Genomic DNA, 16253 nt, shown 5'->3' on the forward strand with positions numbered 1-16253 from the left:
ATGTGAAAAATCGTTCACGGAAAGGAGAGTTGCTCCAAACGCAATAGAGAGGCATGGCATTTTCCTGATGGTTCTTTTAGGATGGATGAGAGGTGTGAGATGGAACGTTGTGCATGGGCCGAGGGTGATCCGTTGCTTCAGGCCTATCATGATACGGAGTGGGGCGTGCCCCTGTTTGATGACGTGAGGCAGTTCGAATTCCTCAGCTTGGAAGTGATGCAGTGCGGGTTGAGCTGGATGACCATCCTGAGAAAGCGGGATGTAATCAGATCGGTGTTTGCCGGCTTTGATTCCACCGAGGTCGCTCGGTTCGGACAAGCTGACGTGGATCGGGCGATGGAAACCCAGGGGATGATCCACTCCCCGAAGAAAATCCGGGCGGTGATCACCAACGCCCAGGCGTTTCTCCGCATCCAGGAGGAAGCCGGTTCCTTCTCTTCATATCTCTGGGCATTCACCGATGGCAAACAGATGGAATATCCGGGACACGCCGATGGCTCGGTCGTCATTGCGGAAAACCCGTTGTCACGGATGATCAGCGGGGATCTGAAGAAGCGCGGCTTTGCGTTCCTTGGGCCGGTGACGGTCTATTCGCACCTGCAGGCGGCCGGAATCATCAACGACCACGAGAGCTCCTGCTTCCGGTATCAAGCGTGCAAAGCCGCTTCCCCAAACAATCTTATTTCCACGCAGCGGTGAACCGCTTCCGGACATGCGCCCCGCGTTCGGCCTCGTCGATCATGGCGATGGCGTAATCGGCGTAGCTGATCTCGCTGATCCCTTTGCCGTCCATCACCGGCTGGTCATCGCCCAGCTGGTAGGAACCGGTGCGCGGACCGTCGGCGATGAAGTTCAACGCCGGGCTGAAATAGGTCCAGTTGACATCGTTGCGGATCCGGAGCGCGTCAAACGCCTTGGCCATGCTGGAGACCAGCGGCAACGCCTCTTTGGGAAAATCGGGGCTGTCCATCACCCGCTTGGTGTGGCCGTTGTCCCCATACAGGCTTCCCGCCCCGCCGACCACCAGGAGACGGACCTTCGTCCCCGCCAGGATGTCGGCAAGGTGCTTCAATGAAGTCTGGTGAAGCGGAATGGTCTCCGGCTTCCACGCTCCGAACGCGTCGATCACCACGTCAAACGCTTTGAGATCATCGGTGGTGAGATCGAACAGATCCTTTTCGATGGCATGGATGGCCGTATTGGTGATATGGGAACGGTCACGGACGACGGCGGTGACGTGGTGGCCCCGGGAAAGCGCTTCCTTGGCCATCAGGCTTCCCGCGCGTCCTGTGGCTCCGATAATTGCGATACGCATGCTTTTCTCCTCTGGCTTGCATGACGGCAAGTCCTATGGTAAACCTACTTCATGCCTCCCTTAACGTAAAGTACGTACTTTCAGGTAGCTTAGGAACCAAAAGGATACTATTGAACATGCAAACCGTAAAACCCCTGCCGGATTGTCCGGTGGAAGTGACGCTCTCGTTGATCAGTGACCGATGGCAAGTCTTGATCATCCGTGACCTGATGACCGGTACGAAACGGTTCGGAGAACTGAAACGTTCCATCGGAACCGTTTCCCAGAAAGTGTTGACCGCCAATCTCCGCGCCATGGAAGCGCGAGGATTGGTCTGTCGGAAAGTGTACGCCCAGGTTCCTCCCCGGGTGGATTATTCCCTGACGGAGATCGGACGGAGCCTCAAACCGGTTCTGGATGTCCTGGTCTCCTGGGGGACTGCCTACAAGGCGAAGATGGTGCAGGAACCGAAACAGGACTGAGGTCAGCAGATCCGGGGAAGCAGTTCGCCGCCTGGCTGTGGAAGCAATGTTTCCGACCCGATGGCCGTCCGCATCACCACGGAGCCCGGCATATCATCGACCACCTCACCGATCACCGTGGCATGGGTGGCGTACGGGACTGTCATGCAGCGCATCAAGTACCTTACTCACATCCGATTTCGGAATGAATACGACGAGTGTCCCCTCACATGCCAAGTACAACGGCTCCAATCCCAGCATGCCGCACACTCCGGAGACCGGGCCGCTTACCGGGATGCTCTGGGCATCCAGATGAATTCCCACGTGGCTTTGCCCGGCAATCTCATACAGCACCGTGCCGACTCCACCACGAGTGGCGTCCCGTATCACATGGATGTTCTTTGACGCGTCCAGCATGCGCGATACGGTGCCCCACAGCGGGGCGCAGTCGCTGCTGATGTCCGCGTCGATGCCGAATTCGCCACGGGCCAGGAGAATCGCCGCACCGTGCCTCCCGATATCTCCGGTGACGATCACCGAGTCCCCCGGACGGGCAAGCGTGCCGGAGGTGTGGATCCCAGGCAACACCTCACCGATTCCGGTGGTGGTGATGAAGATATGATCCACCTGCCCTTTGCCGGCAACCTTGGTATCGCCCGCAACAATCCGGACACCTGCTTCCTTTGCTGTCTTCTCCATGCTGGAAGCGATCATCTCCAGCTTGTCGATGGGGAATCCCTCCTCGATGACAAACGAACAGGAAAGGTATTTGGGCTTGGCCCCCATGCAGGAGAGGTCGTTCACCGTCCCGCAGATGCTGAGCTTCCCGATGTTCCCGCCGGGAAACTCATACGGAGAGACGATGAACCCATCGGTGGTGAAAGCGATCTTCCCATCCGGCCGGGGGAGCACCGCGGCGTCATCCCCGGTGAAATCCGGGTTGGCGAAATGGGCTTTGAACACCTGGTCGATCAACTCAGCCGTCTGTTTACCGCCGGCGCCATGGGCCAGCGTGATTGTCTTATCCATTGATTTTTCCTCCATATTGGTAGTATGCCGAACATGCGCCTTCACTGGACACCATGCAGGCCCCAATGGGATGCAGGGGCGTGCATATCTTTCCGAACAACGGACATTCGGAGGGCGTGCACTTGCCTTGCAGCACATCCCCGCACCGGCAGGCAGGGTTGCTCCTGCCGGTGATGTGGGGCAGATGAAACCGAACCCTGGCGTCAAACGCCTGGTATTTCGGCCTGAGTTTCAGCCCGGATCCTTTGATCATCCCCAAACCACGCCATTCGGCGTCACAGCTTTCCATCACTTCGGCCATCAATTTCTGCGCCGGGACGTTGCCTTCCGGCCTGACCACCCGGGAATAGCAGTTCTGGAAGAACGGCACCCCTTTCTCTGACAACCGGATGATGACGGCCAGCGCGGCAAGCAGTTCGCTTGCCGTAAACCCGGTCACCACGCCGGAAACTCCTTGTTTCACCAGTTCTTCACACACCGCCGTACCGGTGATGGCGTTGACGTGTCCGGGATACAGGAACGCGTCGGCGCTGCCTTTCAGCGCCTGATAGGCGTTTGGCATCGTCTTGTTCGCCCCGAGGATGGTGAAGTTCTTCACCCCTTCGGCCTCGGCGCGCTTGACGGCAAGGCATGCCGACGGGACGGTGGTCTCAAAGCCCACGGCAAGGAACACCACCTGCTCGTCCGGGTGCTCCTTTGCATAGGTGACGGCATCCATCGGCGCGTAGACCGTTTTGATCACCGCGCCCTGTGCGCGGGAGCCGGCCATGCTCATCTCCGACCCCGGCACTTTGATCAAATCACCGAACGTGCAGATCGTCGCGTGGTGGTCCAGCGCCAGCATCAGCGCCTCGTCGATGTATCCCACCGGCGTGACGCACACCGGGCACCCCGGTCCGGAGATCAACGTGATGGATGAGGGAAGCAGGTTCCGGATTCCCAGGCGGAAGATCTCATGGGTGTGCGTGCCGCACACCTCCATGATCCTCAGCGGCTTTCCCTGGTAGGAGGTGAACACCTCCTTCGCCTCGATGTCCTGCTGGTTCATGAGAGCTTTCCCATGATGGTGTTCGTCTCATGGTCATCCGTGTCGGTGATCTTCGCGATTGCGGTGCCGGCATGCACCATCACGTAATCCCCCGGTTCCAGATCCTCAATCAGATCCACCGAAACTTCTCGTTTGGCGCCAGACATGTCGATGACCGCCGTCCCCTTGTCAATGCTGACCACTTTTCCTGAAATTCCTACGCACATATCGTTACCTCCTGATATCCTTTTTATTCCTGCAGCTGTGGGTCCAACTGGTACATGGCAGCGACCGCCTGTCCCAGCGCGATGCCTCCGTCATTGGGCGGAACGAGCGAATGGAGCAATACGGTGAATCCATGCTCCCTGAGTCCTGTGGCGCACAAACGGGTGAACAGCTGGTTCTGGAACACGCCACCGCTCAATGCACAGAGGGAAAGCCCTGTCTGTTTTCGTGCTTCCTCACATCCGGCGACCACCAGGTCGGAGAGCGCCACATGGAACTGGTACGCCAGCTCCTTTCGATCCATTCCGTCCAGAACCGCTTCGGTAAGCTTTCCTACCAAACCATCCGTGTCCAACTGGAACGGAGCGTCATCCTTCCGTCGGATGGGACCGGAGAAGGGGGAGCGCTTGTGTTGGTCGGCGTGGTGTTCCTCCCCGTTCTGGGCGGCGAACTGCAGCGTCATGGCCGCTTCCCCTTCAAAGGTGGAGCTTCTGCAAAGGCCCAAAATGGCGCTCACTCCGTCAAACAGACGTCCTGCGCTGGTGGAGAGGACACAGTTGATCCTCTTTTCCGCCATGGTCATCTGCACCCGTGCCATCTGTTCGTCACACAGTCCCAGCCGTTGGATGATCGCTAGGGCGTCCTTGCCGTAGTGGGCGTACAGCAGGGAGATGGCGATGCGCCAGCCCTCCCGGGCCGAAGCGTCCCCTCCGATTTGCAGAAACGGTTGGATCATGCCGAGCCGCTGGAATCCCCGATACGAGGAGCGCAGGAACTCCCCGCCCCAGATCGTCCCGTCCGTCCCATATCCCGTCCCGTCAAACGCCACGCCGATCACATCCCCCTGGGTGTCATGCTCGGCCATGCAGGAGAGAATATGGGCCCAGTGGTGCTGTACTTTCAGCACGGGGAGCCCCAGTCCTTCCGCCACCGTCACCGTATGATAGGCGGGGTGCAGGTCGCAGGCCACCAGTTGGGGCTTTGCTTCCAGAAGGCCTTCCAATCGCCCCACCGTCTCCTTCAACGCCGCTACGGTACGGATGTCCCCCATGTCCCCCACGTATGGGGAGAGGTACATCAGATGCCCTTTGCCGATGCAGAACGTATTCTTCAGTTCTCCCCCGATACCGATTACCTGTCCGTGGAGCGGGGAGGAGAGCATCAACGGCAGGGGGGCGTACCCCCGGGAGCGGCGGATCATGTACGGTTTTCCCTCAAAGAAATCCATCACCGAGTCATCGGCGCGGATCAGAATCTTCCGGTTGTGGGACAGCACCAGATCGCAGTAGCCGGCGATCTCCTTGGTGACATCCTCGTCACTGCGGCAGATCGGAGCCCCGGAGACGTTGCCACTGGTCATCACCAGAGCGTCCGTCATGGACAGGTCGTCGTCATAGGTGAACAGGAGCATCTGAAGCGGCGCGTAGGGAAGCATCACCCCGACGGTCGGGTTGCCTGGCGCGATGGACGGACAGAGTCTTCCTTCCGCTCGTTTCCGTAGAAGGAGGATCGGCTTCTGGTGCCCGTCCAGGATCTCCTGTTCTCCGGGAAGCACCACACATTCCCGGTGTACGGTGGGCAGATCCTTGTAGCATCACGGCGAACGGTTTCATCGGACGATGTTTCAGCACGCGGAGCCTCTTGACCGCTTCCTCGTTGGTGGCGTCGCAGCACAGGTGGAAGCCCCCGATCCCTTTGACGGCGACGATTTCCCCCTGCATGATGGCCCTCCGTGCCGCGGTGATGGCCTCCTTCCCCCGTTCCTTCCGTCCCAACAGGTACACCTCCGGACCGCAGTCGTTGCAGCAGACCGGTTGGGCGTCGTACCGTCGTGTTTCCGGATGGGTGTACTCCGCTTCACAGGACGGGCACATGGGGAACTCTTTCATGGTGGTCCGCTCCCGGTCGTACGGCATCGATTCCAGAATGGTCAGCCGGGGACCGCACGCCGTACAGTTGATGAACGGGTGGAGATACCGGCGGTTGGTTTTGTCGAACAACTCCTGTTTGCAGGCATCACAGGTGGCGATGTCCGGGGAGACGTAGATGTCCCCTTCGTCCCGTTCACTGGTGATGATGGAGAAGTCCCGCTCCGGCGTTTCTTCCGTCGGCGTCACTTCGATGTTCAGGATGGCCGACCGCGGCGGGGCTTCCTGTTTGAGGGCCTTCAGGAAGATCTGAAGCACCGCCTGTTTTCCTTGGGCGTGCACTTCGACGTACGAGCCTTTGTTGGCCACGCTTCCCATGATGCCGAACCGGTCGGCGATCCTCTTGACGAACGGCCGGAAGCCGACGCCCTGGACGATGCCGTAGACGCGCACCCGCACCGAATTCGTCCCGCTCATACCAGCCTCCCGGATACGGCGAAATGGGGAAGATCGACAAGGATTCCGTCGAACGACGGGATGGCCCGCCACAGCGCACGGTCACAAACAATGGCCTGATACTGTTCTTTCTGCACGATTTGTGCAAACTCATCCTCGTTGTGGAGCATGAAATCACCATCTTGCTTCAGCTCGTCGTCCAGAAGGAACCAGCTTGCCACCGTCACGTCGGCATCCCCGTTTTTCCGGATGGTGTTCCGGATTTCGTTGGCAAGCACCTGTTGGTGGATCACCAGGACACGGAGGCCGACAAGAGAGGCAAGTTGTTGGTCCAGCGTGTCGGAGCAAAGCGGGAACCCGACGTCGTACGGAGTCCCGAATGTCTCCCTGAGGTATCGGGCCGCGGGAAGACCGGAGGGGGAGACGACCAGGTTCCGCTGGATGGCGGATGCCTGTTTCACCGCATCCAATCCATCATCCATCCCATAGCAGACGACGGTTGGTATGCCTTCCTTCCGAAAGTGCCGCTTCCATGTTTCCCCGATGGTCAGACAGGAACAATCCAGCGGGCTGGCTCCCAGGATTCCCACTGACTCTGGCTTTTGGGGGAATGCCTTGGTGGCGAAGGTTTGGAACAGGGCGAGGTTGGCCTTCTCTTCTCCGACGTCGTACCACTGGGTTCCGGTGGTCTCGATGGTCAGGGCCGGCCTGTGGATCTTTGTTTCGAGGAGTTTTCTCAGGGCACGAAAATCGGTGCCGATGACCGCCGGCACCGGCGTGCCGACCAGAACGGAGAACGGGGCGTCGATGACCTTCATGGCATCCTGCACCTTGCCCACCAGCTGGTCGTCCCGTCCCAGGATGGCGTCCATGTCACGCAGTCCGGCGCTGAAGATGGCGCTCTTTCGGGTGAACCACCGCGGTTCATCAAAGCCGCAGACATTGCCGGTACAGCCACCGGCATCACAGATGACGATCAAGCCACCCATGCCGAACAGGGCGGAGACCGCACCGGACATGTCCGGCGCGAACGGAGGCAGCGATGAGACGTGTCGTTTCATGCCATGCTCCTTTCCAGCGCGTCGAACAATGCCTTCACGCCGGTATACCCGAACGGCTGGGGTTCTTCGTTCCACGGAACGGCGGGAACGCCCGGATGGGAGTATGCCGCGTCCTTGCCGATGACGACGTCCACCGGGGTGCGGGATGGATCGTAGTACAACATGGAAGGGGACAGGTTGGAGTAAATGTTTGTTTCTGGACTGAGTCGGGCGATGTTGGCAAGGTAGGGGAAATTGGCGTCCCCCACCGTGCCAAAGATTTCAGGAACGACGAAGCCGTAGCGAAGCAGCGCCAGGGAGAGTTCGAAGGGGTCGGCGTTTGCCCACTCGCCGACGGAAAAGCGAGCCTCGGGGTGATGGGAGCGAAAACGCTCGATGGCCTCTTCCGCCGCCTGGTAGTCTTCCTGGTCCTCCATATCCATTCCGGTGACCTGGCCGAGCAGGCGATACTGGTTGTGGATCTTGTCCAGCTGGTACATGCGCACCAGTTCGACGCTGGGGATTCCCAGATTCCGTTCCATGTCCTGCGCCGCCAGACGGGCTTCCTGGTTGAGCACCAGGTTGAAGTTCGCCTGTGCCATCTCCTGATACTCCTGGAACGTCCTGCACCGGGATATCTCCCGGATCTGGCGCACTCCGTTTTTGGATAGCAGTCGGTACAGTTCACACTCGTCTTGGAGCGGCGAGAAGAATCCCAGGATGTTGACGGCATCCCGTCTCCGTTTCATTGGCGTGAGCAGTGAGTAGACGGTCTGTCGTACGGCGACCATCGGGGGAAGTCTTCCTTCCCGTGTCAGCGCGTACATGGAGCAGGGACGGACGGGGATCCCGACGGCTGCTTCCGCTTTTCTGCAGACCCGCTCCATATCCGTTCCCAAAAGCGCGTCCACGCAGGTGATGCAGATCATCACCACCGTCGGGGTTGGGTGACAGCGCTGGCATACCTCCTGTACGGCGTCGGTCAGCGCGGACAGATGCCGCCCGGTGACGATGTCCGTATCATCCAGTGACAGGTAGAAGCAACGTTCATCGTATCCTACGCCTCCGGTGTTCCGTCCGCAGCAGACCGGAGAGACAAGGAGCATCACCGACCCGGGAATAGCCAGGCCGGCCCGTTTGACCCCGACTCCTTGGGCGCCGGGAGCGTTGAATGAAAGCGTGGCGGGGGAGCTGTAGATCAAATGGGTGGCGGAGCGCAGTTCGTTGGGGATGTCCGTCCTTCCTCTGGCGGCCAGCGCTTCGGCGGTGATACCGTACGGTTCAGGCATGGTCCTCCACCTCCTTGAGCAACGTCTTGGCAAGGTTCAGGAAGATCTGGCTTACCGGCAGGGTGGGATCCCCTTCGATGACCGTCTTCCCTTGGTCCTCGTAGCGGATGATGTCATCGCTGCGGGGAATGTCGGCGATGATGGGGATTCCCGTCTTTGTCGCGAACGCCTGGACTTTTTCCGTTTCCCCCGCCACGTTCCGGCGGTTGCACACGATGCCCCGTACGGTGGCGTATCCCCGGTCGGCGAAATTCTGGACGGCGGTAAAGATGTTGTTCGCCGCGTACAGCGCCATTTTCTCCCCCGAGGTGACGATCAACACATGGGAGGCATACCCTTCCCGGATCGGAGCGGCGAATCCCCCGCAGACCACATCCCCAAGGACGTCGTACAGCACCACATCCGGCTGGAAGGTTTCAAACAGGTTCAGATCCTCCAGCAGGTGGAACGTCGTGATGATCCCCCGTCCGGCACACCCCAGGCCTGGGGTCGGCCCGCCGGTTTCGATGCACAGCACGTGCCCGAACCCTTCTTTTGCGATGGCGTCGATGGAATCCGGTTCCGCGTCATGTTGACGGACATACTCCATCACCGGGATGACCTGCTGTCCTTCCAGCAGGTTGATCGTCGAGTCCGCCTTGGGGTCGCAGCCGATCTGGATGACTTTCTTGCCCAACAGCGCCAGGGCGGCGCTGAGATTGCTGGTGACGGTGGATTTGCCGATGCCGCCTTTGCCATAGATGGCGATTTTCACCATATCGTTTCCTCCAGATGGATCGGTTTGTTGATCAGATTGGGAATCTCTTTTGGGAAACACCTGCCGGAGAACGCCACGTGGGGGAGTCGGTACAACGGTACGTCCTTTGGACGGAGCGGAAGGTACAGAGGATCCGCGATGATGCCCCCAGCGAGGAGAAACTGCGCTTCCATTGTGGATTCATCAGGGATCCGGACATCATCCGGGGCCAGAAGCGCGTCGGTTGTTTCCAGCGGGCAGAGCACCCGCACCGGCTGCCCCGTCTGTTGCCAAATGGCTGATGCGAGTGAACCGGAGGCGACGCTTTCCCCGACGACGACAAGCGGCTGCTCTTGGGTGGTTGCCCGTCTCTGGACGCACGGATACAGCGTTGTCCTTTGTTCTGCCGCCTGGTGAAGCGCTATTCCCAGCGTTTCGGCGAATGTGGTTCCATAGGAAACCCCCACGACGTACGGAGTTCCGAATCTGCGTTTCAGTTCCTGTGCCACAGCGAGGCCACTGTACGAGATGACCAGGTTCACCCATGCGCTTCCCGCATGGGATATCTGTTCCAGCGTGCTTCCCATGGCCAGGGTGGAGATGACGGAGAAACCGTTGTCAGAGAGCCATTGGCCGATGGCCTGGATCGTCCCGTTCAAGGAAAAGTCCAGCGGGGTGGCTCCCAGAATGTTGACTGAGGGTGTCGGCGTACGGATGGCGTCGGCTTTGCAGAACCGGTCGATCAGGGCCACCCATGCACGGGAGGCTCCTTCCAGATAGGAGTGCATGCCGTTGGTGGAGACGGAAAACGATGGGATGCCGGTCCTCTGTTCCACTTCCCGGGCGATGGCGGGAAAATCGGTGCCGATCATCATCGCCACCGGCGAGCCGCACAGGGCGATGAAACGGGGTGAGTGCTCCCGTGCCGCCTCAGTGATGTCGGAGACCAGCTTCTCGTCGTTGCCCATGATGGCGTCCGTTTCCGTCAGCGCCGAGATGCAGACCATGCTCTCCGAGTCATACCACCGGGGTTCGTCAAAGGTGGTGTAGGTGGAGTTGCAGCCGGAGGCGTCGTGGATCACCGAAAGGCCTCCCAACTCGTACAATGCCGAACAGACACCCGAAGTGTCAGCGGCATAGATGGAAATGCGGTTTGCCGTATGGGTCATAGGCAACTCTCACATCCCAGCGCTTTCCTCTGGATGACCAGCCGGGTGTCCTTCTCCTCACGGAGCGCGTCGGTCATGGCATGGGCAAGACGAACGATGCCGTCAAACCCATACATTCCGCCACCGGAGACGATGTTGACGAAGTGTCGCGTCCCGCTGAAGTAGGCGGCTTTCTGGCCGATGGCCAGTAGCTGCCCTTGATGGGATCCTTTCGCTGCGAAGCGCATCGATGGCGCCACCGTCGCCGTGACAGAAAGATTGGGGTGATGTTCCTTCAGCCACTGGTAATCGTTTTTGTCTTCTTCCAGGAAGGTGTCGGTGTACAGGCCGGTGACGGAAAAGTCGTGGGAGAGGAGCATCCGCGCCAGTGAAAGGGGTCGGGGCGTGGCGGTGTAGTCGATGGCGATCGGCGTGTCGCCGATGATCTGTTTTGCCCGCGGAGCGCCTCTTCCGCCTTTTCTGCGTTTTGGGTGAAATCGGGAAGGGATATCCCCGCCAGTTCACAGAGCTTCCGGTACCCTTCGATGATCTCCATGGGATCATAACTCAACGGCAGGTGAAGATGTTTCTGTCCAAGCCGTCGCTCCAGTTCCTCTCCGGCGGGAATGGCCATCGGATGGGTGGTGAGGTTGACGGAGCTTTGGGCCATCTGGAGGAATTCCTCATAGTTCCTGCACCAGGTGATGTCACGGACGGTGTGGAACGCGCTGTGGAGCAGGGAGAGCAGTTCGCTGGATGGTGCGATGGACAGGTCGTTGCCGATGATGTTGACGGAACCGGGGTCCTTGGTCACCGGCCGGAGCGGGCAATACATCTGGCGGCGGGTCAACTGGTCCGGGGTGAGGCCGCTCTTACGCATCGTCGGGGTCATGAAGCATTCCAGGAAGTCCACCTCAGGAAAACGCTTTCCGAGTTCCTTGATGGCATGCTCCACGTCACATCCGGCGAACAGGTGGACGCAACTGACGAACACCAGCACGGCCCGGGGTAATGTTCCCATCCGTCGGAGGATCCGCTCCGTGCCGTCAACGATGTCCTGTTCCATCGTTCCGTCCACCAGGTCATCTTCGTCTACGGTGACCCAGGACATCCGATCCATGGCGTTCATCTCCGCCGCGGTGAGGATCACGCCTCTCAGACACCCTTGGGCGCAGACGAACACCTGGTGGGACTGGGGGACCAGCATGCCGGTGTTGACGATGTTCCAGGGACCCCGGACCGGAGCGTTGTACTCCAGGACCGACGGGAAGGGCGCGGGAAAGGCCGCATCCTTGATGGGGATGGTCATTGCTTTTACCGCCTCCATTCTGGTGATAACGTTCAGCATGCCTTCTCCTTCGTACAGCGGGCGAGTATCTGGTCGGCCAGGATCCGGTACTGGCCCGCCATGGGGCTCTGGGGGAATGCCTGAAGCACCGTCTTGCCCAGCGGTTCCGCTTCCCGGACCGTTTCGCTCCAATCCAGACGACCGACGATGGAGGTGTGGAAGTCGTCGGCCAGTTCCTGGACGTTTTCCTCTTCCTTCGGAACGTTGCGCCGGTTGAGGATCAGTCCGCCCAGAGTGGCGTACCCCCGTCCCTGGTATCCCTGCACCGCCATGGCGATGTTCGCCGCGGCATGGATGGACATGTGCTCCCCGGAGGTGATGATGTACACCATATCAGCGTATCCTGAGCGCATCGGCAGGGAAAATCCCCCGCAGACCACATCCCCCAGGACGTCGTAGATCACCACGTCCGGCTTGTAGACGTCATACGCCCCTTTCTCGGCAAGTTTCTCCAACGCGGCGATGATGCCGCGCCCGGCGCATCCCCGTCCGGGAAGCGGGCCGCCTGCTTCGACGCACAGCACGCCGTGGTATCCGGTGTGGACCATGTCGGAGAGGGAGAACGGCGTGCCCTTGCGCACCAGATCCAGCACGGTGGGGATGGTGGTTCCCCCGTGCAGGCTGCTTGTGGAGTCCGCCTTGGGGTCACAGCCGATCTGCATGACGACCAGACCCCGTTCGGAGAGCGCCACGGAGAGGTTGGAGACGGTGGTGGATTTTCCGATGCCCCCTTTGCCATACACTGCGAGTTTCAACATGCCTGCCCTCCTTCCTGGTGATAATCCCCTCGGGAAATGGACAGGTGGTATCCGATGGCCTCCATGCGTTTTTCCAGATCGGACTGCATCAGGTTGGTGCCGATGTCCACCGAGCGCATGTGGTCGTACAGCTGATAGTTTTTCCGCACATCGTGGGGCGTCAGGTTGGGCATGATCACATTGGCTCCGGCAAGCACTCCCATCTCCCGTCCTTCCGGGTGGATCGTCCCCAGCGCGGTGGTGGCAGGCAAGAGTACATCCGGGCAGGCGATCCTGCACAGGCTGAGCAGGTACAACGTCAGCTCCAGAGAGCCGGCCGGCTCTTTTGCGAACGGAGTGTCCTTGTGGGGGATGAACGGACCGATGCCGATCATATGAGGGATGGAACGCACGTGATGAATACCATGTCCTCTGCCAGACAATGGGGGCTCTGGTACGGAGAGCCGACCATGAAGCCGCATCCCGTCTGGTAGCCGATGGCCTTCAGATCCCTCAGGCATCGCATCCGGTTGTTCCAGGACTGCCAGGAGGGGTGGAGCTTCTGGTAGTGCGCTTGATCGGCCGTCTCATGGCGCAACAGGTACCGGTCCGCCCCGGCGTCGAACAGCGTTTGGTAGGCTTGTGTCGCCATCTCTCCGATGGAGAGCGTGACGGCGCAGTCGGGAAACCGTTTCTTGATGGACGAGACGATGTCCGCCATCCGGTCGGTGGTGAACCAGGGATCCTCGCCGCTCTGCAGCACAAACGGTTCGGAATCCCAGCTGGTAGCCATCCTGGCAACAGGATAGGATCTGTTCCTTGGTCATCCGGTAGCGGATGGCGTTGGCGTTGGAATGCCGGATGCCGCAGTACAGACAGTCGTTGCGGCAGTAGTTGGAGAATTCCACCACGCCACGGACGTAGATGGTGGTGCCGAAGCGCTGTTGGGAAAGACGCCGGGCGACCCCGGCAGCGTAGGCGCGGTCTTCATCGTCCCACTGGGAAAGCAGCGCTTCCCATTGGGTAAGATCCAGCGTGTGGGTCTTTTCCAGTTGGTCGATCAACGGTTTGTTCTTCATGCCTTCTGCTCCTTTTGTCGGACCATCTCGTCCAGCTTGGCCAGCGCTTGGACGGCGTCGGGATTTTCTTTCACGATGGCTGCGACGGTGTCATACCCCAGCGTGGGGACGTACGATGTCGCTTTGGCGTAGGATTGGTCCAAAAGCGCCTTGCAATGCGCCTGATCCGGCTGGAGCGTGCCGACGCATTTCTCCTGGAACAGCGTCACAGCCCGTTCCAGAAGCGACAGGCTCTCCAGGAGGCTGTCGGCGATCAAGGGAAGGAACGCGTTCAGTTCGAATTCCCCGTGGGCGGCGGCCAGCGTGATGGCCGTGTCGTTGGCGATGACACGGATCCCGCATTGGATCACCATCTCGGGGATCACCGGGTTGACCTTCCCCGGCATGATGCTGCTGCCTTTCTGCAGTTCGGGAAGATGAAGTTCTCCCAGTCCCCCTTTCGGCCCGGAGGCCATCAGCCGGATGTCCCCGGCGATCTTGATCAGGTTGACGGCAAGTGCCTTGAGGAGTCCGGAGACCTCGACGAACACGTCGTTGTTCTGGGTGAGGTCCATCGGATATTCCGCTTCAGCCAGACCGATGCCGGTGTTTTGGCGGAGGATCTCGATGACACGGAACCGATACGCCCGGCTGGCGGTATCATACCGCCCGACGGCCGTCCCGCCGATGTTGACCTGCCTGAGGCGTTCCTCCACCTTGTACAGGCGCCACCGGTCACGGGCGATGGCCTGGGCATAGGCGCCGAATTCCTCACCCAGCGTGATGGGGACGGCGTCCATCAGTTCGGTGCGTCCCAGCTTGGGGATCGCTTCCCATGCGTTTTCTTTGCGTTGCAACGCTTCCTGCAGCTTGGCGCAGGCGTCGCTGAGATTCCGAAGAAGCCGGATGGCGGCGATCCGCAGTGCCGTGGGGTAGACGTCGTTGGTGGACTGTCCCTTGTTCACGTCGTCGATCGGGTGGACGGGGAATCCAAGCAATCGCGACGCTTCGCCGGCGATCACCTCGTTGACGTTCATGTGGGTGGAGGTTCCCGCTCCGCCTTGCAGCGCCTCGGTGGGGAAGCAGTCATCCAGCTCCCCGGCGGTGATGCGGTCGCAGACGGTGATGATGGCCTGGTACACCTGGGGTTTGATTCCCAGTTCCCGGTAGGTCTGGGCTGCGGCCTTCTTCACGTCGGCGATGGCGTAGATCAGTCGGAGGTCGGTTCGTTTGTGGTGGAGGGGAAAGTTTCCTACAGCCCGTTGCGTCTCTTCACCGTACTGCGGCATGGGATGCCTCCAGTTCTGAGAGCAGGTCGGGGAACATGCTGATGGACCGCTTGAGGATTCCCTGCATGGCGGCGATGGTGATGCCGTAGTTGGTGAACGGAATCCCCTTGGTCCTCGGCGCACTTCATCCGGTAACGGACTTCCCGCTCGGTAAGCATGCAGCCCGCCGCACTGCAGCACCAATGCGTACGGGGTGAGGTCATCGGGGTATTCCATGCCGGAGACCGTCTTGATGGCGATGTCTTTTCCTGTGTAGTTTCTCAACCACCGGGGGATCTTCACCGACCCGATGTCGTCGCACTGCCGGTGATGGGTGCATCCTTCGGCGATCAACACGGTCTCACCGTCCTCAAGGCGGTCGATGGCGGCGACTCCTTGGACGGCGGTACGGAGGAAGCCTTTGGAGCGGGCCATCAGAATGGAGAACGAGGTCATCGGGATGTCCGGCGGGGTGTCAGCCGCCACTTTGGCGAACACCTGGCTGTCGGTGATCACCAGGGCCGGTTTCTTTCCCAGCTGGGAAAGGGTGGAGCGGAGTTCGTATTCCTTGACGACCACGGCGGTGGCGTCCGCTTCCAGGATGTCCCGGATGGTCTGCTGCTGGGGGAGGATCAGACGGCCTTTGGGAGCCGCCTTGTCGATGGGGACGACCAACACGACGAAATCGTCCGGGTGGATCAGATCTCCGACGATGCGAAGTTTCCCGTCGTCCGTGGGAACCAGAGTGGCGATCCGCTCCTTCAGCTCGGTGATGCCGATACCCTCCGTCGCGCTGGTCAGCACTTCATCCGGACCGATGGCGGGGGGTGTCTTTGTCAGATCACACTTGTTGCGGACGATGAGGTAGGGGATGTCCTTTTGGTGGAACAGGTCGACCAGCGTCTGTTCACAGGCTCCAAGTGGTTCGGAGATGTCGGTCACCAGCACGGCGATGTCTGTTTTGTTCAGCACCTGGCGTGTTTTCTGGATCCGGAGCGTTCCCAATTCCCCGCTGTCATCGAATCCCGGGGTGTCGATGATCATCACCGGACCCAGGGGAAGCAACTCCATTGATTTGTACACCGGGTCGGTCGTGGTTCCCTTGATCGGGGAGACCACGGCGAGCTGCTGTCCGGTCACCGCGTTGACGATGCTGGATTTTCCTGCGTTCCGTCGTCCGAAGAATCCGATGTGCACCCGGTTTGCCGCCGGTGTGTCCTGTAATCCCATATTCCGCATCCATCCTTTTCCCCCGAGGGGAAAGACCTC

Annotated in this window: 18 protein-coding genes and 3 pseudogenes; 2 read left to right on the forward strand and 19 right to left on the reverse strand. The window is 60.1% G+C overall.

Going from position 1 to position 16253, the window contains the following annotated elements; translation table 11 throughout:
* Positions 1 to 99 precede the first annotated feature (99 nt).
* On the forward strand, positions 100 to 699 hold the full coding sequence (locus LKE28_06430; protein ID MCH3907876.1) for a DNA-3-methyladenine glycosylase I: 600 nt from the start codon (positions 100 to 102) through the stop codon (positions 697 to 699).
* On the opposite strand, the gene LKE28_06435 is transcribed toward LKE28_06430, so the two are convergent.
* A complete protein-coding gene (locus tag LKE28_06435; GenBank protein ID MCH3907877.1) occupies positions 680 to 1315 on the reverse strand; it encodes an NAD(P)-dependent oxidoreductase in 636 nt (211 codons plus the stop codon). The genes LKE28_06430 and LKE28_06435 overlap by 20 nt on opposite strands.
* Positions 1316 to 1431: 116 nt before the next feature.
* Here LKE28_06435 and LKE28_06440 point away from each other — a divergent pair, with 116 nt between their 5' ends.
* On the forward strand, positions 1432 to 1776 hold the full coding sequence (locus LKE28_06440; protein MCH3907878.1) for a helix-turn-helix transcriptional regulator: 345 nt from the start codon (positions 1432 to 1434) through the stop codon (positions 1774 to 1776).
* A 2-nt stretch (positions 1777 to 1778) separates the two neighbouring features.
* On the opposite strand, the gene LKE28_06445 is transcribed toward LKE28_06440, so the two are convergent.
* The 18 genes and pseudogenes from LKE28_06445 to hydF form a co-directional block, all read right to left on the reverse strand.
* Positions 1779 to 1931 carry a hypothetical protein gene (locus LKE28_06445; protein MCH3907879.1) on the reverse strand — a complete coding sequence of 51 codons (153 nt, stop codon included), beginning with the start codon at positions 1929 to 1931 and terminating at the stop codon, positions 1779 to 1781.
* Complete coding sequence (gene hypE / locus LKE28_06450) at positions 1882 to 2784, reverse strand: hydrogenase expression/formation protein HypE (protein MCH3907880.1); 903 nt, start codon at positions 2782 to 2784, stop codon at positions 1882 to 1884. The genes LKE28_06445 and hypE overlap by 50 nt, the downstream gene beginning before the upstream one ends.
* Entirely contained in the window at positions 2777 to 3832 is a 1056-nt protein-coding gene (gene hypD / locus LKE28_06455; GenBank protein ID MCH3907881.1) for a hydrogenase formation protein HypD, read from the reverse strand. The genes hypE and hypD overlap by 8 nt, the downstream gene beginning before the upstream one ends.
* The gene (locus LKE28_06460; protein ID MCH3907882.1) at positions 3829 to 4038 is read right to left on the reverse strand and encodes a HypC/HybG/HupF family hydrogenase formation chaperone; all 210 of its coding nucleotides are present in this window, start codon (positions 4036 to 4038) and stop codon (positions 3829 to 3831) included. The genes hypD and LKE28_06460 overlap by 4 nt, the downstream gene beginning before the upstream one ends.
* A gap of 23 nt (positions 4039 to 4061) precedes the next feature.
* Positions 4062 to 5198, reverse strand: coding sequence for a hypothetical protein (locus LKE28_06465; GenBank protein ID MCH3907883.1), 1137 nt, complete (start codon positions 5196 to 5198; stop codon positions 4062 to 4064).
* An 84-nt stretch (positions 5199 to 5282) separates the two neighbouring features.
* Positions 5283 to 6381 (reverse strand): annotated as a pseudogene (locus tag LKE28_06470) (Sua5/YciO/YrdC/YwlC family protein).
* Positions 6378 to 7421, reverse strand: a complete 1044-nt coding sequence (locus LKE28_06475; GenBank protein MCH3907884.1) for a hypothetical protein — start codon at positions 7419 to 7421, stop codon at positions 6378 to 6380. The pseudogene LKE28_06470 and the gene LKE28_06475 overlap by 4 nt, the downstream one beginning before the upstream one ends.
* Positions 7418 to 8689 carry a nitrogenase component 1 gene (locus LKE28_06480; protein MCH3907885.1) on the reverse strand — a complete coding sequence of 424 codons (1272 nt, stop codon included), beginning with the start codon at positions 8687 to 8689 and terminating at the stop codon, positions 7418 to 7420. The genes LKE28_06475 and LKE28_06480 overlap by 4 nt, the downstream gene beginning before the upstream one ends.
* Positions 8682 to 9443 (reverse strand): annotated as a pseudogene (locus LKE28_06485) (nitrogenase iron protein NifH). The gene LKE28_06480 and the pseudogene LKE28_06485 overlap by 8 nt, the downstream one beginning before the upstream one ends.
* The gene (locus tag LKE28_06490; protein ID MCH3907886.1) at positions 9440 to 10594 is read right to left on the reverse strand and encodes a nitrogenase component 1; all 1155 of its coding nucleotides are present in this window, start codon (positions 10592 to 10594) and stop codon (positions 9440 to 9442) included. Before LKE28_06490 ends, LKE28_06485 begins: the two are co-directional and overlap by 4 nt.
* The gene (locus LKE28_06495) at positions 10591 to 10953 is read right to left on the reverse strand and encodes a hypothetical protein (protein MCH3907887.1); all 363 of its coding nucleotides are present in this window, start codon (positions 10951 to 10953) and stop codon (positions 10591 to 10593) included. The genes LKE28_06490 and LKE28_06495 overlap by 4 nt, the downstream gene beginning before the upstream one ends.
* Positions 10869 to 11921, reverse strand: coding sequence for a nitrogenase component 1 (locus tag LKE28_06500; GenBank protein ID MCH3907888.1), 1053 nt, complete (start codon positions 11919 to 11921; stop codon positions 10869 to 10871). Before LKE28_06500 ends, LKE28_06495 begins: the two co-directional genes overlap by 85 nt.
* Positions 11915 to 12679: a nitrogenase iron protein NifH gene (locus LKE28_06505; protein ID MCH3907889.1), complete on the reverse strand. Its 765-nt coding sequence runs from the start codon at positions 12677 to 12679 to the stop codon at positions 11915 to 11917. The genes LKE28_06500 and LKE28_06505 overlap by 7 nt, the downstream gene beginning before the upstream one ends.
* Positions 12673 to 13053 (reverse strand): hypothetical protein, encoded by a 381-nt coding sequence (locus tag LKE28_06510; GenBank protein ID MCH3907890.1) that lies wholly within the window; start codon positions 13051 to 13053, stop codon positions 12673 to 12675. Before LKE28_06510 ends, LKE28_06505 begins: the two co-directional genes overlap by 7 nt.
* A complete protein-coding gene (locus LKE28_06515) occupies positions 13050 to 13310 on the reverse strand; it encodes a hypothetical protein (GenBank protein ID MCH3907891.1) in 261 nt (86 codons plus the stop codon). The genes LKE28_06510 and LKE28_06515 overlap by 4 nt, the downstream gene beginning before the upstream one ends.
* Complete coding sequence (locus LKE28_06520) at positions 13246 to 13737, reverse strand: hypothetical protein (GenBank protein ID MCH3907892.1); 492 nt, start codon at positions 13735 to 13737, stop codon at positions 13246 to 13248. The genes LKE28_06515 and LKE28_06520 overlap by 65 nt, the downstream gene beginning before the upstream one ends.
* Positions 13734 to 15005, reverse strand: coding sequence for an aspartate ammonia-lyase (locus LKE28_06525; protein ID MCH3907893.1), 1272 nt, complete (start codon positions 15003 to 15005; stop codon positions 13734 to 13736). The genes LKE28_06520 and LKE28_06525 overlap by 4 nt, the downstream gene beginning before the upstream one ends.
* Positions 14989 to 16214 (reverse strand): annotated as a pseudogene (gene hydF, locus LKE28_06530) ([FeFe] hydrogenase H-cluster maturation GTPase HydF). Before hydF ends, LKE28_06525 begins: the two are co-directional and overlap by 17 nt.
* Positions 16215 to 16253 lie beyond the last annotated feature (39 nt).

It is taken from the genome of Sphaerochaeta sp. (assembly GCA_022482495.1).
GTDB lineage: Bacteria > Spirochaetota > Spirochaetia > Sphaerochaetales > Sphaerochaetaceae > RUG023.